Source organism: Planctomycetota bacterium, from assembly GCA_035574235.1.
GTDB lineage: Bacteria > Planctomycetota > MHYJ01 > MHYJ01 > JACPRB01 > DATLZA01.
Genome location: DATLZA010000054.1, coordinates 1 through 12,666, shown reverse-complemented (window position 1 = coordinate 12,666; position 12,666 = coordinate 1). Strand labels below are relative to the sequence as shown.

Genomic DNA, 12,666 nt, shown 5'->3' with positions numbered 1-12,666 from the left:
GTATTCGCTCCGGCCCGTCGCGGAGCATCTCTCGAAGCTTCTGGGGCGTCCCGTGGCGTTCGGGGAGCCTTCGGGGGATCTCTCGCTTCTGGAGAACATCCGGTTCGACCCCGGGGAGGAGAAGAACGACGAGGCGCTGGCGCGGAAGCTGGCCGCCCTGGCGGAGGTCTACGTGAACGACGCGTTCGGGACGGCGCACCGGGCGCACGCGTCGACGGCCGGCGTGGCCCGTTTCTTCTCCGTCCGGGCGGCCGGATTTCTCATGGAAAAGGAGATCGAGTATCTCGGAAAAGTGCTTCACGGCCCGGAGAAGCCTTTCGTGGCGATTCTGGGCGGAGCGAAAGTGTCCGACAAGATCCTCATCGTCGAGCAGCTCGCGCGGAAGGTGGACGCGCTGCTCGTGGGCGGGGGGATGGCGTACACGCTTCTTAAGGCGCAGGGCCGGCCTGTGGGGGCCTCGAAGGTGGAGGCGGACAAGCTGGAGGTCGCGCGCACGATCCTGAGCTCGGCGCGGGTGGTCCTGCCGGTCGATCACGTGGCGGCCGACCGCTTCGACGCGGCGGCGCGGACGCAGATCGTGGAGAACGTGCCCGACGGCTGGATGGGGCTGGACATCGGGCCGCGGACGGTGGAGCTTTTCAAGGCGGAACTCGCCCGGGCGCGCACGGTCCTCTGGAACGGCCCGCTGGGGGTCTTCGAGATGGAGCCGTTCGCCCGGGGGACGCGGGCGATCGCCGAGTTCCTGGCCGGCCTGCGGGGGGCGACGACCGTGGTGGGCGGCGGCGACACGGCCGCGGCGGTCGAGGCCTTCGGGGTGGCGGACCGGATGTCGCACGTCTCGACGGGCGGGGGGGCGTCGTTGGAGTTCCTGGAAGGCAAGGAGCTGCCGGGGATCGCGGCCCTCTCGGAGCGCTGAAGGGCCGGCCCCCGCGGGCCGCGCGGGCGGTGGCGCATGAGACCGATCAAGCTGGCGCCTTCGATCCTGAACGCGGACTACGGCTGCCTGCGCGACGAGATCCGCAAGGCCGAGGCGGGCGGGGCGGACATGATCCACGTGGACGTCATGGACGCCCACTTCGTGCCGAACCTGTCGATGGGCCCGGCGGTGGTGGAGTCCCTGCGCAAGGTGACCCGGCTGCCGATCGACGTGCACCTCATGGTCCGGGAGCCGGAGAAGTTCGTGGACCCCTTCGCCTCGGCGGGGGCGGATTCGATCACCTTCCACGCGGAGGCGGTGGCGCAGGACTACGCGCTCGTGCACCGCGGTCGCGGCTGGGCGCTGCGGCTGGTGTGCCGGGACTTCTACGACCGAAGGCGGCTGGAGCGGACGCTCGAGGCCATCCGCGCGCGGGGCAAGCGCGCGGCCGTGGCCCTCAACCCCGACACGGACGCGGAGGCCGTGGACTTCCTGGACCGCGTGGACATGGTCCTGGCGATGACGGTATGGCCGGGCTTCGGGGGGCAAAAATTCATTGAATCCGTGCTCCCGAAAGTCTCTAAATTGAGGAAAGCGGCCCCGGAGGTCGATATTCAAGTGGACGGCGGGGTGGACCTCGGGTCGGCCGGGCCCGCGGCGGCCGCGGGGGCCAACGTCCTGGTGGCGGGGACCTCGGTGTTCCACGCGCCCGACCCGGCGGCGGTGCTGAGGGCGATGCGCGAGAAGGCGGAGCAGGCCCGTGGCGTTTGAGAAGATCAAGAAGTTCATCTCCCGCAAGAAGCAGATCCCCGGGGACCTGTGGATGAAGTGCCCCGACTGCGGGGGCATGATCTTCAAGAAGGTGGTCGAGGACCGCAAGCGCGTCTGCCCGGACTGCCTGTATCACTTCACGCTCACCCCGCGGGAGCGGATCGAGCTCCTCCTGGACGCCGGGTCGTTCGCGGAGCACTGGGCGGACCTGGCGCCGGTGGACGCCCTCGAGTTCGAGGGGGAGATCTCCTACCGCAAGAAGCTGGAGTCCGCCCAGCGCGAGACGGGGCAGAAGGACGCCTGCGTGGTGGGGACCGGGCGCATCGACGGCCGGGAGGTCGTCTTCGGGGTGACCGACTCGCGCTTCATGATGGGCAGCATGGGGTCGGTGGTGGGCGAGAAGGTGGCCCGCGCCTTCGAGCTGGCCGCGGAGCGGCGGTTGCCGGTGGTCTTCGTCTCCGGCTCGGGCGGCGGCGCGCGGATGTTCGAGGGATGCCTTTCCCTCATGCAGATGGCCAAGACCTCGGCGGCCGTGGCCCGCCACGGCGAGGCCGGCGGGCTCTACATCTCGATCCTCACGCACCCGACCATGGCCGGCGTCATGGCGAGCTTCGCGGCCCTCGGGGACGTCATGATCGCCGAGCCCAAGGCCCTCATCGGCTTCACCGGCCCGCGCGTCATCGAGCAGACGATCAAGCAGGAGCTGCCGAAAGGGTTCCAGACGTCCGAGTTCCTCCTGGAGCACGGCTTCCTCGACCGGGTGGTCGAGCGCAGCCGCCTCAAGGAGGAGGTATCCCGGATTTTGGCGTACCTGGCCTGAAGGGGCGACACGATCGGGCCTGGGGCGTCATTTTCTAAGCCCGCCTCCGTCCCGCCGCGACGACGGGCCAAGCCGGGCGGGCAAATTGACGGGTGGGTTACGGCCGGTATAATGAGGCGCGCATGGGGGGCATGTCCTTCATCCGTCAGGAGTCCGGGGTCGAGCAGTACCTGAAGGAAATCCAGGACGTCCCCCTCCTGACCGCCGAGCAGGAGCGGCAGCTGGCCCGGCGGATGAAGCACCTCAACTCCGCGGACCCCGACAAGCAGCGGGACGCGCGCGAGGCCCGCGAGCAGTTCATCAAGGCGAACCTCCGCCTCGTCGTCAGCGTGGCCAAGAACTACCTCAACAAGGGCCTCGCGTTCCTCGACCTCATCGAGGAGGGGAACATCGGGCTGCTGAAGGCCGTCCAGCGCTTCGACCCGCGCCGCAAGTGCCGCTTCTCCACCTACGCCACCTGGTGGATCCGCCAGGCCATCCGCCGCGCCCTCGTCAACACCGCCAAGACCGTCCGCGTCCCCTCCTACATGGTCGAGATCATCGCCAAGTGGAAGGTCGTCCAGAACGAGTTCACCCAGAAGCACGGCCGCAAGCCCGACATCCACGAGATCGCCGAGGCGATGGACCTGGGGGAGGAGAGCCTGGAGATCCTCAAGCGCGCGATCAACGCCTCGGACAACTTCTCCCGCCCCGTCAGCCTCGACGTCATGTGGCCCACCAACGAGGTGGCCGACCACAAGGAAAGCTCCTCGCCCGACAAGACCGTCTTCTCCCAGATGGATTCCGAGCGCATCGAGCAGCTCCTGCGCTCGATCAACGAGCGCGAGGCGGCGGTGCTCCGCCTGCGCTACGGTCTCTACGACGGGCAGCCGATGACGCTCGGGGACATCGGCAAGCGCCTCCGGATCACGCGCGAGCGCGTCCGGCAGATCGAGAAGATCGCGCTGCGCAAGCTCAACAAGCGCCTGGCGGCCCGCCAGGAAGACGAGTAGGGGGCGCCCGGAAAAACGTTTGCCAAATCGGCCGCGTTCCACTACATTCACCGACGCCTCTCGTTCATGTGAAAGGACCACCCCCCATGCTCGACACGATCGTCCGACACCTCGGAGACAAGGCGGATTACCTCCTGGGCTTCAAGAACCCCAAGATCCCCCGCGAGCGGCTCCACGTCCCCGGCCCGGACTGGGTGGACCGCATCTTCGCCCCCAGCGACCGCAACAACCGCGTCCTGGCCAACCTCCAGCGCCTGTTCGGGACGGGCCGCCTGGCCGGCACGGGATACCTCTCGATCCTCCCCGTGGACCAGGGCATCGAGCACTCCGCGGGCGCCAGCTTCGCCAAGAACCCCGACTACTTCGATCCCGAGAACATCGTGCGCCTGGCGATCGAGGGCGGGTGCAACGCCGTGGCCTCCACCTTCGGCGTGCTCGGCGCCGTGGCCCGCAAGTACGCCCACCGCATTCCGTTCCTCGTCAAGATCAATCACAACGAACTGCTGACCTACCCGAACAAGTACGACCAGGTCCTCTTCGGCACCGTCAAGGAGGCCTGGGACATGGGCGCGGCCGCGATCGGCGCCACGATCTACTTCGGCTCGCCGGAATCCACGCGCCAGATCGTCGAAATCTCCCAGGCCTTCGCCTGCGCCCACGAGCTGGGCATGGCGACCGTCCTCTGGTGCTACACCCGCAACCCCGCCTTCAAGAAGGACAAGGACTACCACGTGGCCGCGGACCTCACCGGCCAGGCCAACCACCTCGGCGTCACGATCCAGGCCGACATCGTCAAGCAGAAGCTCCCGGAGAACAACGGCGGCTTCAAGGCCCTCAACACGGGAAGCTCCAGCTACGGGAAGCTCGACGAGCGCATGTACACGGACCTGGCCAGCGACCACCCGATCGACCTGTGCCGCTACCAGGTGGCCAACGGCTACATGGGGCGGGCCGGCCTGATCAACTCCGGCGGGCCGTCGGGGAAGAACGACTTCGCCGAGGCCGTCGTGACCGCCGTCATCAACAAGCGGGCCGGCGGGATGGGCCTCATCTCGGGGCGCAAGGCGTTCCAGCGGCCGCTCAAGGAGGGCGCGGAGCTCCTCCACGCGATCCAGGACGTCTACCTCTGCAAGGAAGTGACCGTCGCCTGACGCGGGCGCTACGGGCGCACGAGCATGCGGTGGAGCGTGGCGATGCAGCGGTCCTGGACCACGTAGAGTCCGGCGTCGCTCGCCCGGCGCGCCGCCTCGTCATGGACGATCCCGCTCTGAAGCCAGAGGCACTCCGCCCCGACGGCCACCGCCTCCTCGGCGATCGGCGGCACGTGCTCCGCCGCGCGGAAGACGTCCACGATGTCCACTTTCCCCGGCACGGAGCGCAGGTCCGGGTAGCACTTTCGGCCCAGGATCTCGTCGGCGCCCGGGTTGACGGGCACGACGCCGTAGCCCTTCTCGATCAGGTATCGGGCGATCTGGTGGCTGTCCCGGTCCGGCTTGGGCGAGCAGCCCACGACCGCCACGGTCCGGGCGCCCAGGAGGACCCTCCGGATCGCCTCGGGGTCTTCGGTGATGATCATGGCGGGAGTATAGCGGCCGCCGCGCCCCGGGGGTAGCTTTACGCGAGGCCGCGGGGGCCTACTCCGACCCGTCGCCCCCGCCGCGGCGCCGCGCGGGCCGCACACGCGTGCCGCGCTCCTCGAGGTCCACCTTGACGAAGCGGCTTTCCAGGCGCGCCAGGAGCGGCGGGAAGGCCGTGTGGCCCATCTGCTCGTGGGGCACGCGGTGCGGCTCGAAGGGCCCGTGCCGGCGCAGGTACTCGGCCGCCTCCATCGCCTGGCGCCGCGCCGCGTCGAACGAGGGGTCGTCGAAAAGGTCGACCGGGCCGCCCAGCTTCCCTCCGGCCAGCTGGAACCCCGCCGCGGCGACGCGCGGCGGACCGTCGAAGCGCACCGCCCGCGCGTGCCGGAGCGGCACCGGCATCAGCGGCCCCTGGTGGGTGTTGCGCATCCAGCCGGTCACCAGGTGCGGGAACGCGAACGCCTCCGTGGCCTCCCCCACGGCGGGCAGCCCCGTCTCGCACCGGACGATGAGGACCGGGTCGTCCACCCCCGCCGACTCGCCCGCCCCCGCCGGCCGCGGCGCCGAGGCGGCCGCCGCCACCACGCCGTCCACGCGGCGGATGACCTTGTTGACCACGAACCGGCCCCTCGAGCCCAGGAACATCAGAAGGTCGTACAGGTCCCCCGGGCATTGCAGCGTGATCGTCCGGTGCTCCAGGGCGTCGAGCAGCTCGAACGCGAAGCCCTCGTGCATCGACGGGTCGGTCAGCAGGCCGGAGGTGTTGAAGGGGTCCGCGAACATCCGGTAGAGCGGCAGGTTCCACGCCCCCAGATCGCACTTGTCCGCCATGAACACGATCACCGGCTCGCTCGGCCGCTCCCGGAAGGTGATCTCCGCGTATCCCGGCCCCAGGCCCCGCAGGTGCCCCGTGAAGGTCGGCGCCAGCAGGTCCTGCCCCGGGTTGTGGAGCTTCAGCCGCTCCGCCACCTCGGTGCAGACCGCGAACGTGTCCCACGCCAGCTTGTGAATCTCCCGGGCGTCGGACCCGCGCTCGTGCGTGGCCACGACCTCGAGGTCGTCCCCCACCGCCCCCACCCAGGCGTCCAGGAGCAGCCCCTTGGAGACGGCCTTCTGGATGAGCTCCCGGGCCCGCCGGAGGACGTCCTCGTGCACCCCCGTGTGCCCCACGAATCCCCCGACGTCCGCCTTGAAGACCGAAAGCGTCACCTTGTCCACGGCGGTCCCTCCTTCCGCGCGGCCCGCGCGGTCCAAGGAATTATACCCTTCGCCAAAAACCTCGTCGCCGGCGGCGCCCGGAACTATGATAAGTCGTCATGGAGATCGTGCCCCGCGCGCTGGAGGACTACCTCCTCTCCCTTCACCCGCGCCGCCCGCCGGAGGTCGAGGAGCTGGAACGCCGGGCCGCCGAGACGCGGTTCCCCATCATCGGCCCCCTCGTGGGCGCCCTGTGCGAACTCCTGGCCCGTTCGATCGGTGCGCGCCGCGTCCTGGAACTCGGCAGCGGCTTCGGCTACTCCGCCTGGTGGTTCGCTCGGTCCGGCGCCCGCGTGGTCCTCACCGAGTACGACGCCCGGAATCTCGAGATCGCCCGGCGCCTGCTGGGCGCCTCCGACTGCGAGTACCACGCCGGCGACGCCCTGGAAATCCTGCCGCGCCTGGAGGGGGAGTTCGACCTCATCTTCTGCGACATCGACAAGGCCGACTACCCCCGCGCCTGGAAGGCGGCCCTGCCGCGCCTCCGCAAGGGCGGGCTCTTCGTCACCGATAACGTTTTCTGGCACGGCGAAGTCCTCTCCTCCCAACCGGATGCCGACGCCCGCGGCGTCCTCGAGTACAACCGGTTGGCCTTTTCGACTCCCGGGGTCCGGACGTCCATCGTCCCCCTGCGCGACGGCGTGGCCGTGAGCCTGAAAACGTGAGCTACGATCTCCTGGTCTTCGATCTGGACGGCACCCTCGTCGACAGCGCGGAGGACATCTCGGCGGCGCTGCGGCGGGTCCTGGCCCGCCTGGGCCGGCCCCCCGTGACGCACGAGAAAGTCGTGGCCTCGATCGGCCGCGGCGTCCGCAAGCTCATCGAGCGCACCTCGGAGCCGCCGCACGAGCCTGTGGTGGAGGCGTTCCTGGCGGAGTACGCGGCCCACCTCCTGGACCGGACGCGCCTCTATCCGGGCGTGGAGGAAACCCTGGCCGTCCTGCCGGCACGGAAGGTCGTCCTCTCCAACAAGCCCGAGCGGCTCTGCCGCAGGATCGTCGAGGGCCTCGGCATCGCCGGCCGTTTCGAGGCGGTCTACGGGGGGGATTCCTTCCCGACGCGCAAGCCCGACCCCGCCGTCTTCCGGGCCGCCGCCCGGGGCGCCCGCCGGCCGCTCATGGTCGGCGACAGCGGCGTGGACCTCGAGACGGCGCGGGCCGCGGGGGCGGCCATGTGCGCCGTCACGTACGGCTACGCGCAGCCGGGGGAGCTGGACGGCGCGGATTTCGCGATCGATCGCTTCTCGCGGCTCCTGGAGGTCCTGCGGTAGATCGCCTCCTCGAGGGCGACGGCCCCGAGGGCGGCGGCCGCGGCCAGGAGGTAAGGCGCCCGGGGGTCTCCGGAGCGGTCCGCCAGCGCCCCGCCCGCCAGCGGCACCGCGAAGTAGCCCGCCCCCAGCACCGCCTCGTGGACGCCGGAGTACTTGCCGTGCCGCTCCGCGTTGTGGAGGCTGTAGTAGAGGCTCGACGCGTACGCGAAGCTCAGGCACAGGCCGAGGGCCGGGGCCGCCGCCAGGATCGCCCAGTCGCTTCGCACGACCGCCAGCGCCACCGCCGCCGCGGCCATAAGGATCTGCGAGGCGTAGAGGCGCCCCCGGCGGTACGCCCACCCGGCGCCGCGCCGCAAAAGCGCGAACCCGACCGTCTGGGCCGCGAAGACGATCCCGAGGAAGAGCCCGAAGAAGGTCCGGGGGTCCATCGACCGGCCCAGCCCCTGGCTGCCGAGGAAGGCGAAAAAGTGGGTCTGGAACGCCGCGGCCACGCCGTAGGCGGCGAAGTTGGCCACGTATCCCATCGTCCGGAAGGCCGGGTGCCCGTCCTGCGCGGGCAGGGACTCCCGGGGCGCCCGGGGGCCCGGGGTCCAGGGGTAAAACGTCGCGGTGGCCACCGCGAGGGCGGCGGCCAGCATGAGGGTCCCCTCCGCGCCGGCGCGCGCGACCAGCCAGCCACCCGAGAGGAAGCCCAGGGATTTGCCGACCGACCACATGACGTTGAACAGCCCGAGGGCCCGCTCCATGCGCGCCGGGGGCGTCTCCGACCCGATCGAGCCCTGGACGCTGGGCCAGAAGAGGCTGGCCGAAAGCGCCAGCGCCGGCACCCCCAGGAAGAGCAGCCCCAGCCGGTCCGCCGCCCGCAGGGCCAGGCAGGCGGCGGCGGCCCCCGCGCATCCCAGGAGAGCCAGGAGCGGCTTGGAGGCGCGGTCCGCGAGCCGCCCCATGGCCAGGCTGTTGAGCGTGTAGAGCACGCTGTGAACCGTCACGAGCAGGCCCATCTGCGTGGCGGTGGCGCCCAGCGCGTGCGCGCGGATCGGGATGACCAGCCAGACGACGAAGACCACCGCGTCGTAGACGAGCGCGGCCAGGGCGTACCGCCAAAGGCGCATCGGGGCAGGATTGTAGACCGCGCGACCCGGGGCGCTCAAGGACTGCGGGGCGGGCCCTGGCGGTCATGGCCTCCCTCCGGGGAGGCGCCCGGGGCGGGACCTGAGCCAGGCGCACAGCGCGAGGGCGCGGGCGCGGTCCGGCAGGGCGAACGCCGCGACAACGTCCCAGGGACGCCCCTGGCGGGTGGCCGGCACGCGGCCCGCCTCGTGGCGCCGGAGGGCCCCCGGCAGGTCCCGCGTCCGCCCCACGTAGCGGCGGGTCAGGGCGCCGGTCGAGTGGAGGACATAAACCCACCAGGGGCCGGCGGGGCGGTTTCTCACAGCGCCTCCGCGGGCTTGGCCGCGAAATCGAAGACGTAGTCGAAGAGCGTGTGCAGCCGCGCGACGAGGTCGCGGTCTTCGAGGTAGATCCCCAGCTCGAAGTTGTAGTGCAGGCTCGTGTCGGTGAGGTTCGCGCTGCCGAGGTAGGCCGCGGAGGCGTCGGCCAGGACCATTTTGGCGTGGAGCTGGAACATCTGCGCGCGGGCGTGCTTTTCGTGGAGGTAGCGGACGGCGAGCGGCCGGGTGGAGGCGAAGCGTTCCAGGACGGGGTTGGAGCGCTGGCGGGCCTCGCGGAGGGTGGTGACGACCTGGATGGGCGCGCGGGCCGCCTGGGCGAGGCTGGTGAAGGTGGGATCCACGTAGGGCGAGAAGACCTTGAGGGAGGCACGGGCCTCGGCGAAGAGGCGGCGGAAGACCTCGGCGGTGGAGAGGACGCCCGGGAGGCGCGACTCGACGGGCGCGCGGATGGGAACGGGCAGGGAGAGGACGAGCGCGGCGGTTCCGTGGCCCTCGGGCGCCGCGGGGGCTCCGTTGCGGAACACGCTTTCGAACAGCCTTTGCAGCATGCTTCCTCCGTGCAAAGCGGCCGGAACGGGGAAGAGCAAGCGGCGTGCCCGAGGGTGCTCGGGGAGGGCGGCCGCGGCGGCGTTACGTTTCGTAACACGGGGGGAACGCGGCCAGTCCACAGGAGGGGTTTCCCCATGCGGGTGGTTTCCGGCATGCGTCCCACGGGGCCGCTGCACGTGGGTCACTACTTCGGGGTTCTGCGCACGTGGGCGGCGCTTCAGCGCGAGCACGAGTGCTTCTTCTTCGCGGCCGACTGGCACGTGCTGACGGACCGGCAGGAGGAGCCGGGGCGGGTGGGGGGGTGGATCCGGGAGATGGTGGCGGACTGGATCGCCTGCGGGGTGGATCCGGAGCGCGCGGTGATTTTCGTGCAGTCGGCGGTTCCGGAGCATCTGGAGCTTTTCTGGATTCTGGGGTCGCTGGCGCCGGTGGGGATGCTGGAGCGGGTGCCGACGTATAAGGAAGAAGCGGCGAGGCTGGAGGGCAGGGAGACGCCGGCCTACGCGCTTCTCGGGTATCCGCTCCTCCAGGCGGCGGACGTGGCGCTCTACAAGGGGGAGGTGGTGCCCGTCGGGGAGGACCAGGTGGCGCACCTGGAGCTGGCGCGGGAACTCGTGCGGAGGCTCCGGCGCGCGCACGGGGTGGAGCTCCCGGAGCCGCAGGCGCTCCTGACGGATGCGCCGCGCCTGGTGGGGACGGACGGGCGGGCGAAGATGTCCAAGAAGCTCGACAACTGCATTTATCTTTCCGACGACGCCGCGACGGTGGAGCGCCGGGTGCGGGGGATGTACACGGACCCGCGGCGGGTTCGGGCGGACGTGCCGGGGACGGTGGAGGGAAATCCGGTCTTCGTTTATCACGACCTTTTCAATCCCGACCGGGCGGAAGTGGAGGATCTCAAGGCGCGATACCGCGAGGGGCGGGTGGGGGACGTCGAGGTGAAGGCCAAACTGGCGCGGGCGGTGAATGCGTTCCTGGAGCCCCTTCGGCGCCGTCGGGCGGAGGTTCTGGCGGACGGGGAGGGGCTGGAGCGGATCCTCGAGCGGGGCATCGAACGGGCGCGGGAGGCGGCGCGGGAGACGCTGGCGGAGGTGCGGAAGGCGCTCGGGGGGAATTCTATCGCTTTCGGGGGAGGGCTTCGGTAGAATCCGCGGGGTCCGGAAATCGCCGGGAGGCCGCATGTCGAAGTCCCTTCTCCTCGTGGCGTTCCTCGCGGGCGGGCGGGCGCAGGAGGACCCTCTCCTGGCGGAGGCGGTCCGTGGGTATGCGCACCCCTGGGCCGGTTTCCGCGAGGGCTCCACGGTTCGGTACCGGGAGACGGTGAAGGTCCCGTCGATCGACGAGAAGGGAAACCTCGTGCACCGGGAAGTTTCCTCCGAGGCGGAGTGGACGGTGGCTTCGGCGCAGGGGGACCGGGCGCTCTTGAAGATCGAGCGGGAAGGGCAGGAGAGCGAGATTCCGTTCCACCTGGCGCTGCCGGGCTGGCTGCGGGGGAAGGCGGAGCGCAAGGGGACGGAGCGGATCGCGGTGGGCGACCGGTCGTTCGAGTGCGAGGTCCTGACGCTCTCGGTGGACGCGGACAAGGACGCGGGGCAGGTGACGACGATCGCGAAGGCCGCCGGGGCGCCGAGTTGGGCGGTTCGGGTGAGGGTGGAGACGTTCGAGCGGGGGCGCCCGATCGCGTCGGAGGAGGAGCTTCTGGTTTCGTGCGCGGAGCCGGTCCGGGTGGCGGGCCGGGAGGTGGTCTGCCACGTCGTTCGGGTGACGACGGAGGCGCCGGGGGTGGGGCGGACGGTGCGGACGGAATGGCGTTCGGAGGAGGTGCCCGGGCGGCTCGTGCGTCGCGACACGCGACAGTATCAGGGGGAGAAGGAGATTACGCTCGCGGCGACGCATCTGGAGGTTGTCAGGTTCGAGTCGAGGAAGTAGAATACGCGTCCTCTCAGGGATCGGGCCGTAGCGCAGCCTGGCTAGCGCGCTTGCTTGGGGTGCAAGAGGTCCCGGGTTCAAATCCCGGCGGCCCGACCATCCTCCGTTCGGCGGAGCTTGCCTGCCCTCAGAATCGGTACTCCAGCGCCAGAAAGGCGCCGCCCGCCTTGAAGATCGCTCGGTCTTTGTCGTCCAGCCGGCTTGCCGCGGTGACGTCCATGGAGAAGCGGGCGTAGCCCACCGTGAGGCCCCAGGAGGCGGACAGGTCCACACGAATTCCGGCGTCGATCCGCAGGTACGTGAACTCCACGCGCTGGGGCTCCCCGGCGTCCTCGTGGAACGGATTCGTGAACCGCACGCGCGTTCCCAGGAGGCCGCCGCGGAGCTGGATGCGGTCGGTCAACCAGACATGGGCCTCGAGCCCCAGCGCCGGCACGGGCCACAACGCGTTGAATCCCTCGCGCGCGGAGGCCTCTCCGCTTTCGATCGCCAGCTTGATCCGCGGGGCGTCGACGCCCAGCAGCGCGGAGATGCCCGTCCGGGCGCCTTCGTCTCCGGCCAGCCTCAGTCGGTACGTCACGTCCAACCAGCCGGCCTGCGCCAGGATGTCCACGGTTTCTCCCGGCGCGAAGGTCTCCTCTTCGTAGCTCAGCGCCCGGTCCAGCCGGCGCCGCGCCGCCGTCTGAACGAACCCTCCGTCCACCCGCACGGGGCCGAGATCCAGGGAGAAGATCATCCCGGGGGCCAGGCGCGGAAGATCCGCTCCCGGTCTGAGATCCACATCGCCGCTATAGACCCCCGTGAAGTATTCCCGCGTGTCGTAGGACACCGAGGGCCGGAGCGCGAGCACCCCCAGTCGGAGCGAGGGTCCCGGCGCGTATCGGGGGCGGAACGGCCGTTCGGGAACTCCGAGCGCCGGCGGAGGCGCGGGCTCCGTTTCCTGCGCCTCCTGATCCGCCGCGACATCCTCCGGCGAATTCCCGCTCACGGAGCGGGGAAGGGGGGCGGGGCCTTCGACGACGTGCATGAGGAGCAGCAGTACGCATCTCATGCCCGGACGTTACCGTCCGGACATGGGCGATTCGTGAATCGCTTCTTAGTTCTTTCTCATGGAGGGGGGGAGTCGCGGGCGGA

General features: G+C 70.4%; 15 protein-coding genes and 1 tRNA gene. 10 read left to right on the top strand and 6 right to left on the bottom strand.

All coding sequences use genetic code 11. The annotated features are described in order from the left end of the window. The 5 genes from VNO22_04215 to VNO22_04195 form a co-directional block, all read left to right on the top strand. Positions 1–916, top strand: a 916-nt coding sequence (locus tag VNO22_04215) for a phosphoglycerate kinase (GenBank protein HXG60557.1), incomplete at its 5' end; no start/stop codon positions are given. Between the two features lie 36 nt (positions 917–952). Beyond that, on the top strand, positions 953–1,687 hold the full coding sequence (locus VNO22_04210; GenBank protein HXG60556.1) for a ribulose-phosphate 3-epimerase: 735 nt from the start codon (positions 953–955) through the stop codon (positions 1,685–1,687). Further along, complete coding sequence (gene accD / locus VNO22_04205; protein ID HXG60555.1) at positions 1,677–2,507, top strand: acetyl-CoA carboxylase, carboxyltransferase subunit beta; 831 nt, start codon at positions 1,677–1,679, stop codon at positions 2,505–2,507. Before VNO22_04210 ends, accD begins: the two co-directional genes overlap by 11 nt. Positions 2,508–2,629: 122 nt before the next feature. After that, entirely contained in the window at positions 2,630–3,499 is an 870-nt protein-coding gene (locus VNO22_04200; GenBank protein ID HXG60554.1) for a sigma-70 family RNA polymerase sigma factor, read from the top strand. 86 nt (positions 3,500–3,585) lie between these two features. After that, on the top strand, positions 3,586–4,650 hold the full coding sequence (locus tag VNO22_04195; protein ID HXG60553.1) for a class I fructose-bisphosphate aldolase: 1,065 nt from the start codon (positions 3,586–3,588) through the stop codon (positions 4,648–4,650). Positions 4,651–4,658: 8 nt separating this feature from the next. On the opposite strand, the gene VNO22_04190 is transcribed toward VNO22_04195, so the two are convergent. Continuing rightward, the gene (locus tag VNO22_04190) at positions 4,659–5,075 is read right to left on the bottom strand and encodes a CoA-binding protein (protein ID HXG60552.1); all 417 of its coding nucleotides are present in this window, start codon (positions 5,073–5,075) and stop codon (positions 4,659–4,661) included. Between the two features lie 58 nt (positions 5,076–5,133). Next, positions 5,134–6,330 (bottom strand): fructose 1,6-bisphosphatase, encoded by a 1,197-nt coding sequence (locus tag VNO22_04185; GenBank protein ID HXG60551.1) that lies wholly within the window; start codon positions 6,328–6,330, stop codon positions 5,134–5,136. Positions 6,331–6,392: 62 nt separating this feature from the next. On the opposite strand from VNO22_04185, the gene VNO22_04180 reads away from it, so the two are divergent. Next, positions 6,393–6,998, top strand: coding sequence for an O-methyltransferase (locus VNO22_04180; protein HXG60550.1), 606 nt, complete (start codon positions 6,393–6,395; stop codon positions 6,996–6,998). After that, complete coding sequence (locus tag VNO22_04175) at positions 6,995–7,603, top strand: HAD-IA family hydrolase (GenBank protein ID HXG60549.1); 609 nt, start codon at positions 6,995–6,997, stop codon at positions 7,601–7,603. The genes VNO22_04180 and VNO22_04175 overlap by 4 nt, the downstream gene beginning before the upstream one ends. Here the strand turns inward: VNO22_04175 and VNO22_04170 are convergent. The 3 genes from VNO22_04170 to VNO22_04160 all read right to left on the bottom strand — a co-directional run bounded on the left by VNO22_04170 (position 7,525) and on the right by VNO22_04160 (position 9,602). Further along, positions 7,525–8,715, bottom strand: a complete 1,191-nt coding sequence (locus tag VNO22_04170) for an MFS transporter (protein ID HXG60548.1) — start codon at positions 8,713–8,715, stop codon at positions 7,525–7,527. The two genes, VNO22_04175 and VNO22_04170, sit on opposite strands and share 79 nt — an antisense overlap. A 63-nt stretch (positions 8,716–8,778) precedes the next feature. Then, complete coding sequence (locus tag VNO22_04165) at positions 8,779–9,036, bottom strand: GIY-YIG nuclease family protein (GenBank protein ID HXG60547.1); 258 nt, start codon at positions 9,034–9,036, stop codon at positions 8,779–8,781. Then, entirely contained in the window at positions 9,033–9,602 is a 570-nt protein-coding gene (locus VNO22_04160; GenBank protein ID HXG60546.1) for a phospholipase D-like domain-containing protein, read from the bottom strand. The genes VNO22_04165 and VNO22_04160 overlap by 4 nt, the downstream gene beginning before the upstream one ends. 135 nt (positions 9,603–9,737) lie before the next feature. Here VNO22_04160 and trpS point away from each other — a divergent pair, with 135 nt between their 5' ends. The 3 genes from trpS to VNO22_04145 all read left to right on the top strand — a co-directional run bounded on the left by trpS (position 9,738) and on the right by VNO22_04145 (position 11,631). Further along, a complete protein-coding gene (gene trpS, locus VNO22_04155; protein ID HXG60545.1) occupies positions 9,738–10,748 on the top strand; it encodes a tryptophan--tRNA ligase in 1,011 nt (336 codons plus the stop codon). A 34-nt stretch (positions 10,749–10,782) separates the two neighbouring features. Next, positions 10,783–11,532 (top strand): hypothetical protein, encoded by a 750-nt coding sequence (locus VNO22_04150; protein HXG60544.1) that lies wholly within the window; start codon positions 10,783–10,785, stop codon positions 11,530–11,532. A 21-nt stretch (positions 11,533–11,553) separates the two neighbouring features. After that, positions 11,554–11,631: transfer RNA gene (locus VNO22_04145), tRNA-Pro, on the top strand. Between the two features lie 28 nt (positions 11,632–11,659). Here the strand turns inward: VNO22_04145 and VNO22_04140 are convergent. Continuing rightward, positions 11,660–12,583 carry a hypothetical protein gene (locus tag VNO22_04140; protein ID HXG60543.1) on the bottom strand — a complete coding sequence of 308 codons (924 nt, stop codon included), beginning with the start codon at positions 12,581–12,583 and terminating at the stop codon, positions 11,660–11,662. Between the last annotated feature and the right edge of the window lie 83 nt (positions 12,584–12,666).

What these genes read in the sequence shown, in the direction of transcription:
- VNO22_04210 (HXG60556.1), top strand. Translation starts at nt 953, where the DNA reads ATGAGACCGATCAAGCTGGCGCCTTCGATCCTGAACGCGGACTACGGC.
- VNO22_04190 (HXG60552.1), bottom strand. Translation starts at nt 5,075, where the DNA reads ATGATCATCACCGAAGACCCCGAGGCGATCCGGAGGGTCCTCCTGGGC.
- VNO22_04170 (HXG60548.1), bottom strand. Translation starts at nt 8,715, where the DNA reads ATGCGCCTTTGGCGGTACGCCCTGGCCGCGCTCGTCTACGACGCGGTG.
- VNO22_04140 (HXG60543.1), bottom strand. Translation starts at nt 12,583, where the DNA reads ATGAGATGCGTACTGCTGCTCCTCATGCACGTCGTCGAAGGCCCCGCC.
- VNO22_04150 (HXG60544.1), top strand. Translation starts at nt 10,783, where the DNA reads ATGTCGAAGTCCCTTCTCCTCGTGGCGTTCCTCGCGGGCGGGCGGGCG.
- VNO22_04160 (HXG60546.1), bottom strand. Translation starts at nt 9,602, where the DNA reads ATGCTGCAAAGGCTGTTCGAAAGCGTGTTCCGCAACGGAGCCCCCGCG.
- VNO22_04200 (HXG60554.1), top strand. Translation starts at nt 2,630, where the DNA reads ATGGGGGGCATGTCCTTCATCCGTCAGGAGTCCGGGGTCGAGCAGTAC.
- VNO22_04195 (HXG60553.1), top strand. Translation starts at nt 3,586, where the DNA reads ATGCTCGACACGATCGTCCGACACCTCGGAGACAAGGCGGATTACCTC.
- trpS (HXG60545.1), top strand. Translation starts at nt 9,738, where the DNA reads ATGCGGGTGGTTTCCGGCATGCGTCCCACGGGGCCGCTGCACGTGGGT.
- VNO22_04180 (HXG60550.1), top strand. Translation starts at nt 6,393, where the DNA reads ATGGAGATCGTGCCCCGCGCGCTGGAGGACTACCTCCTCTCCCTTCAC.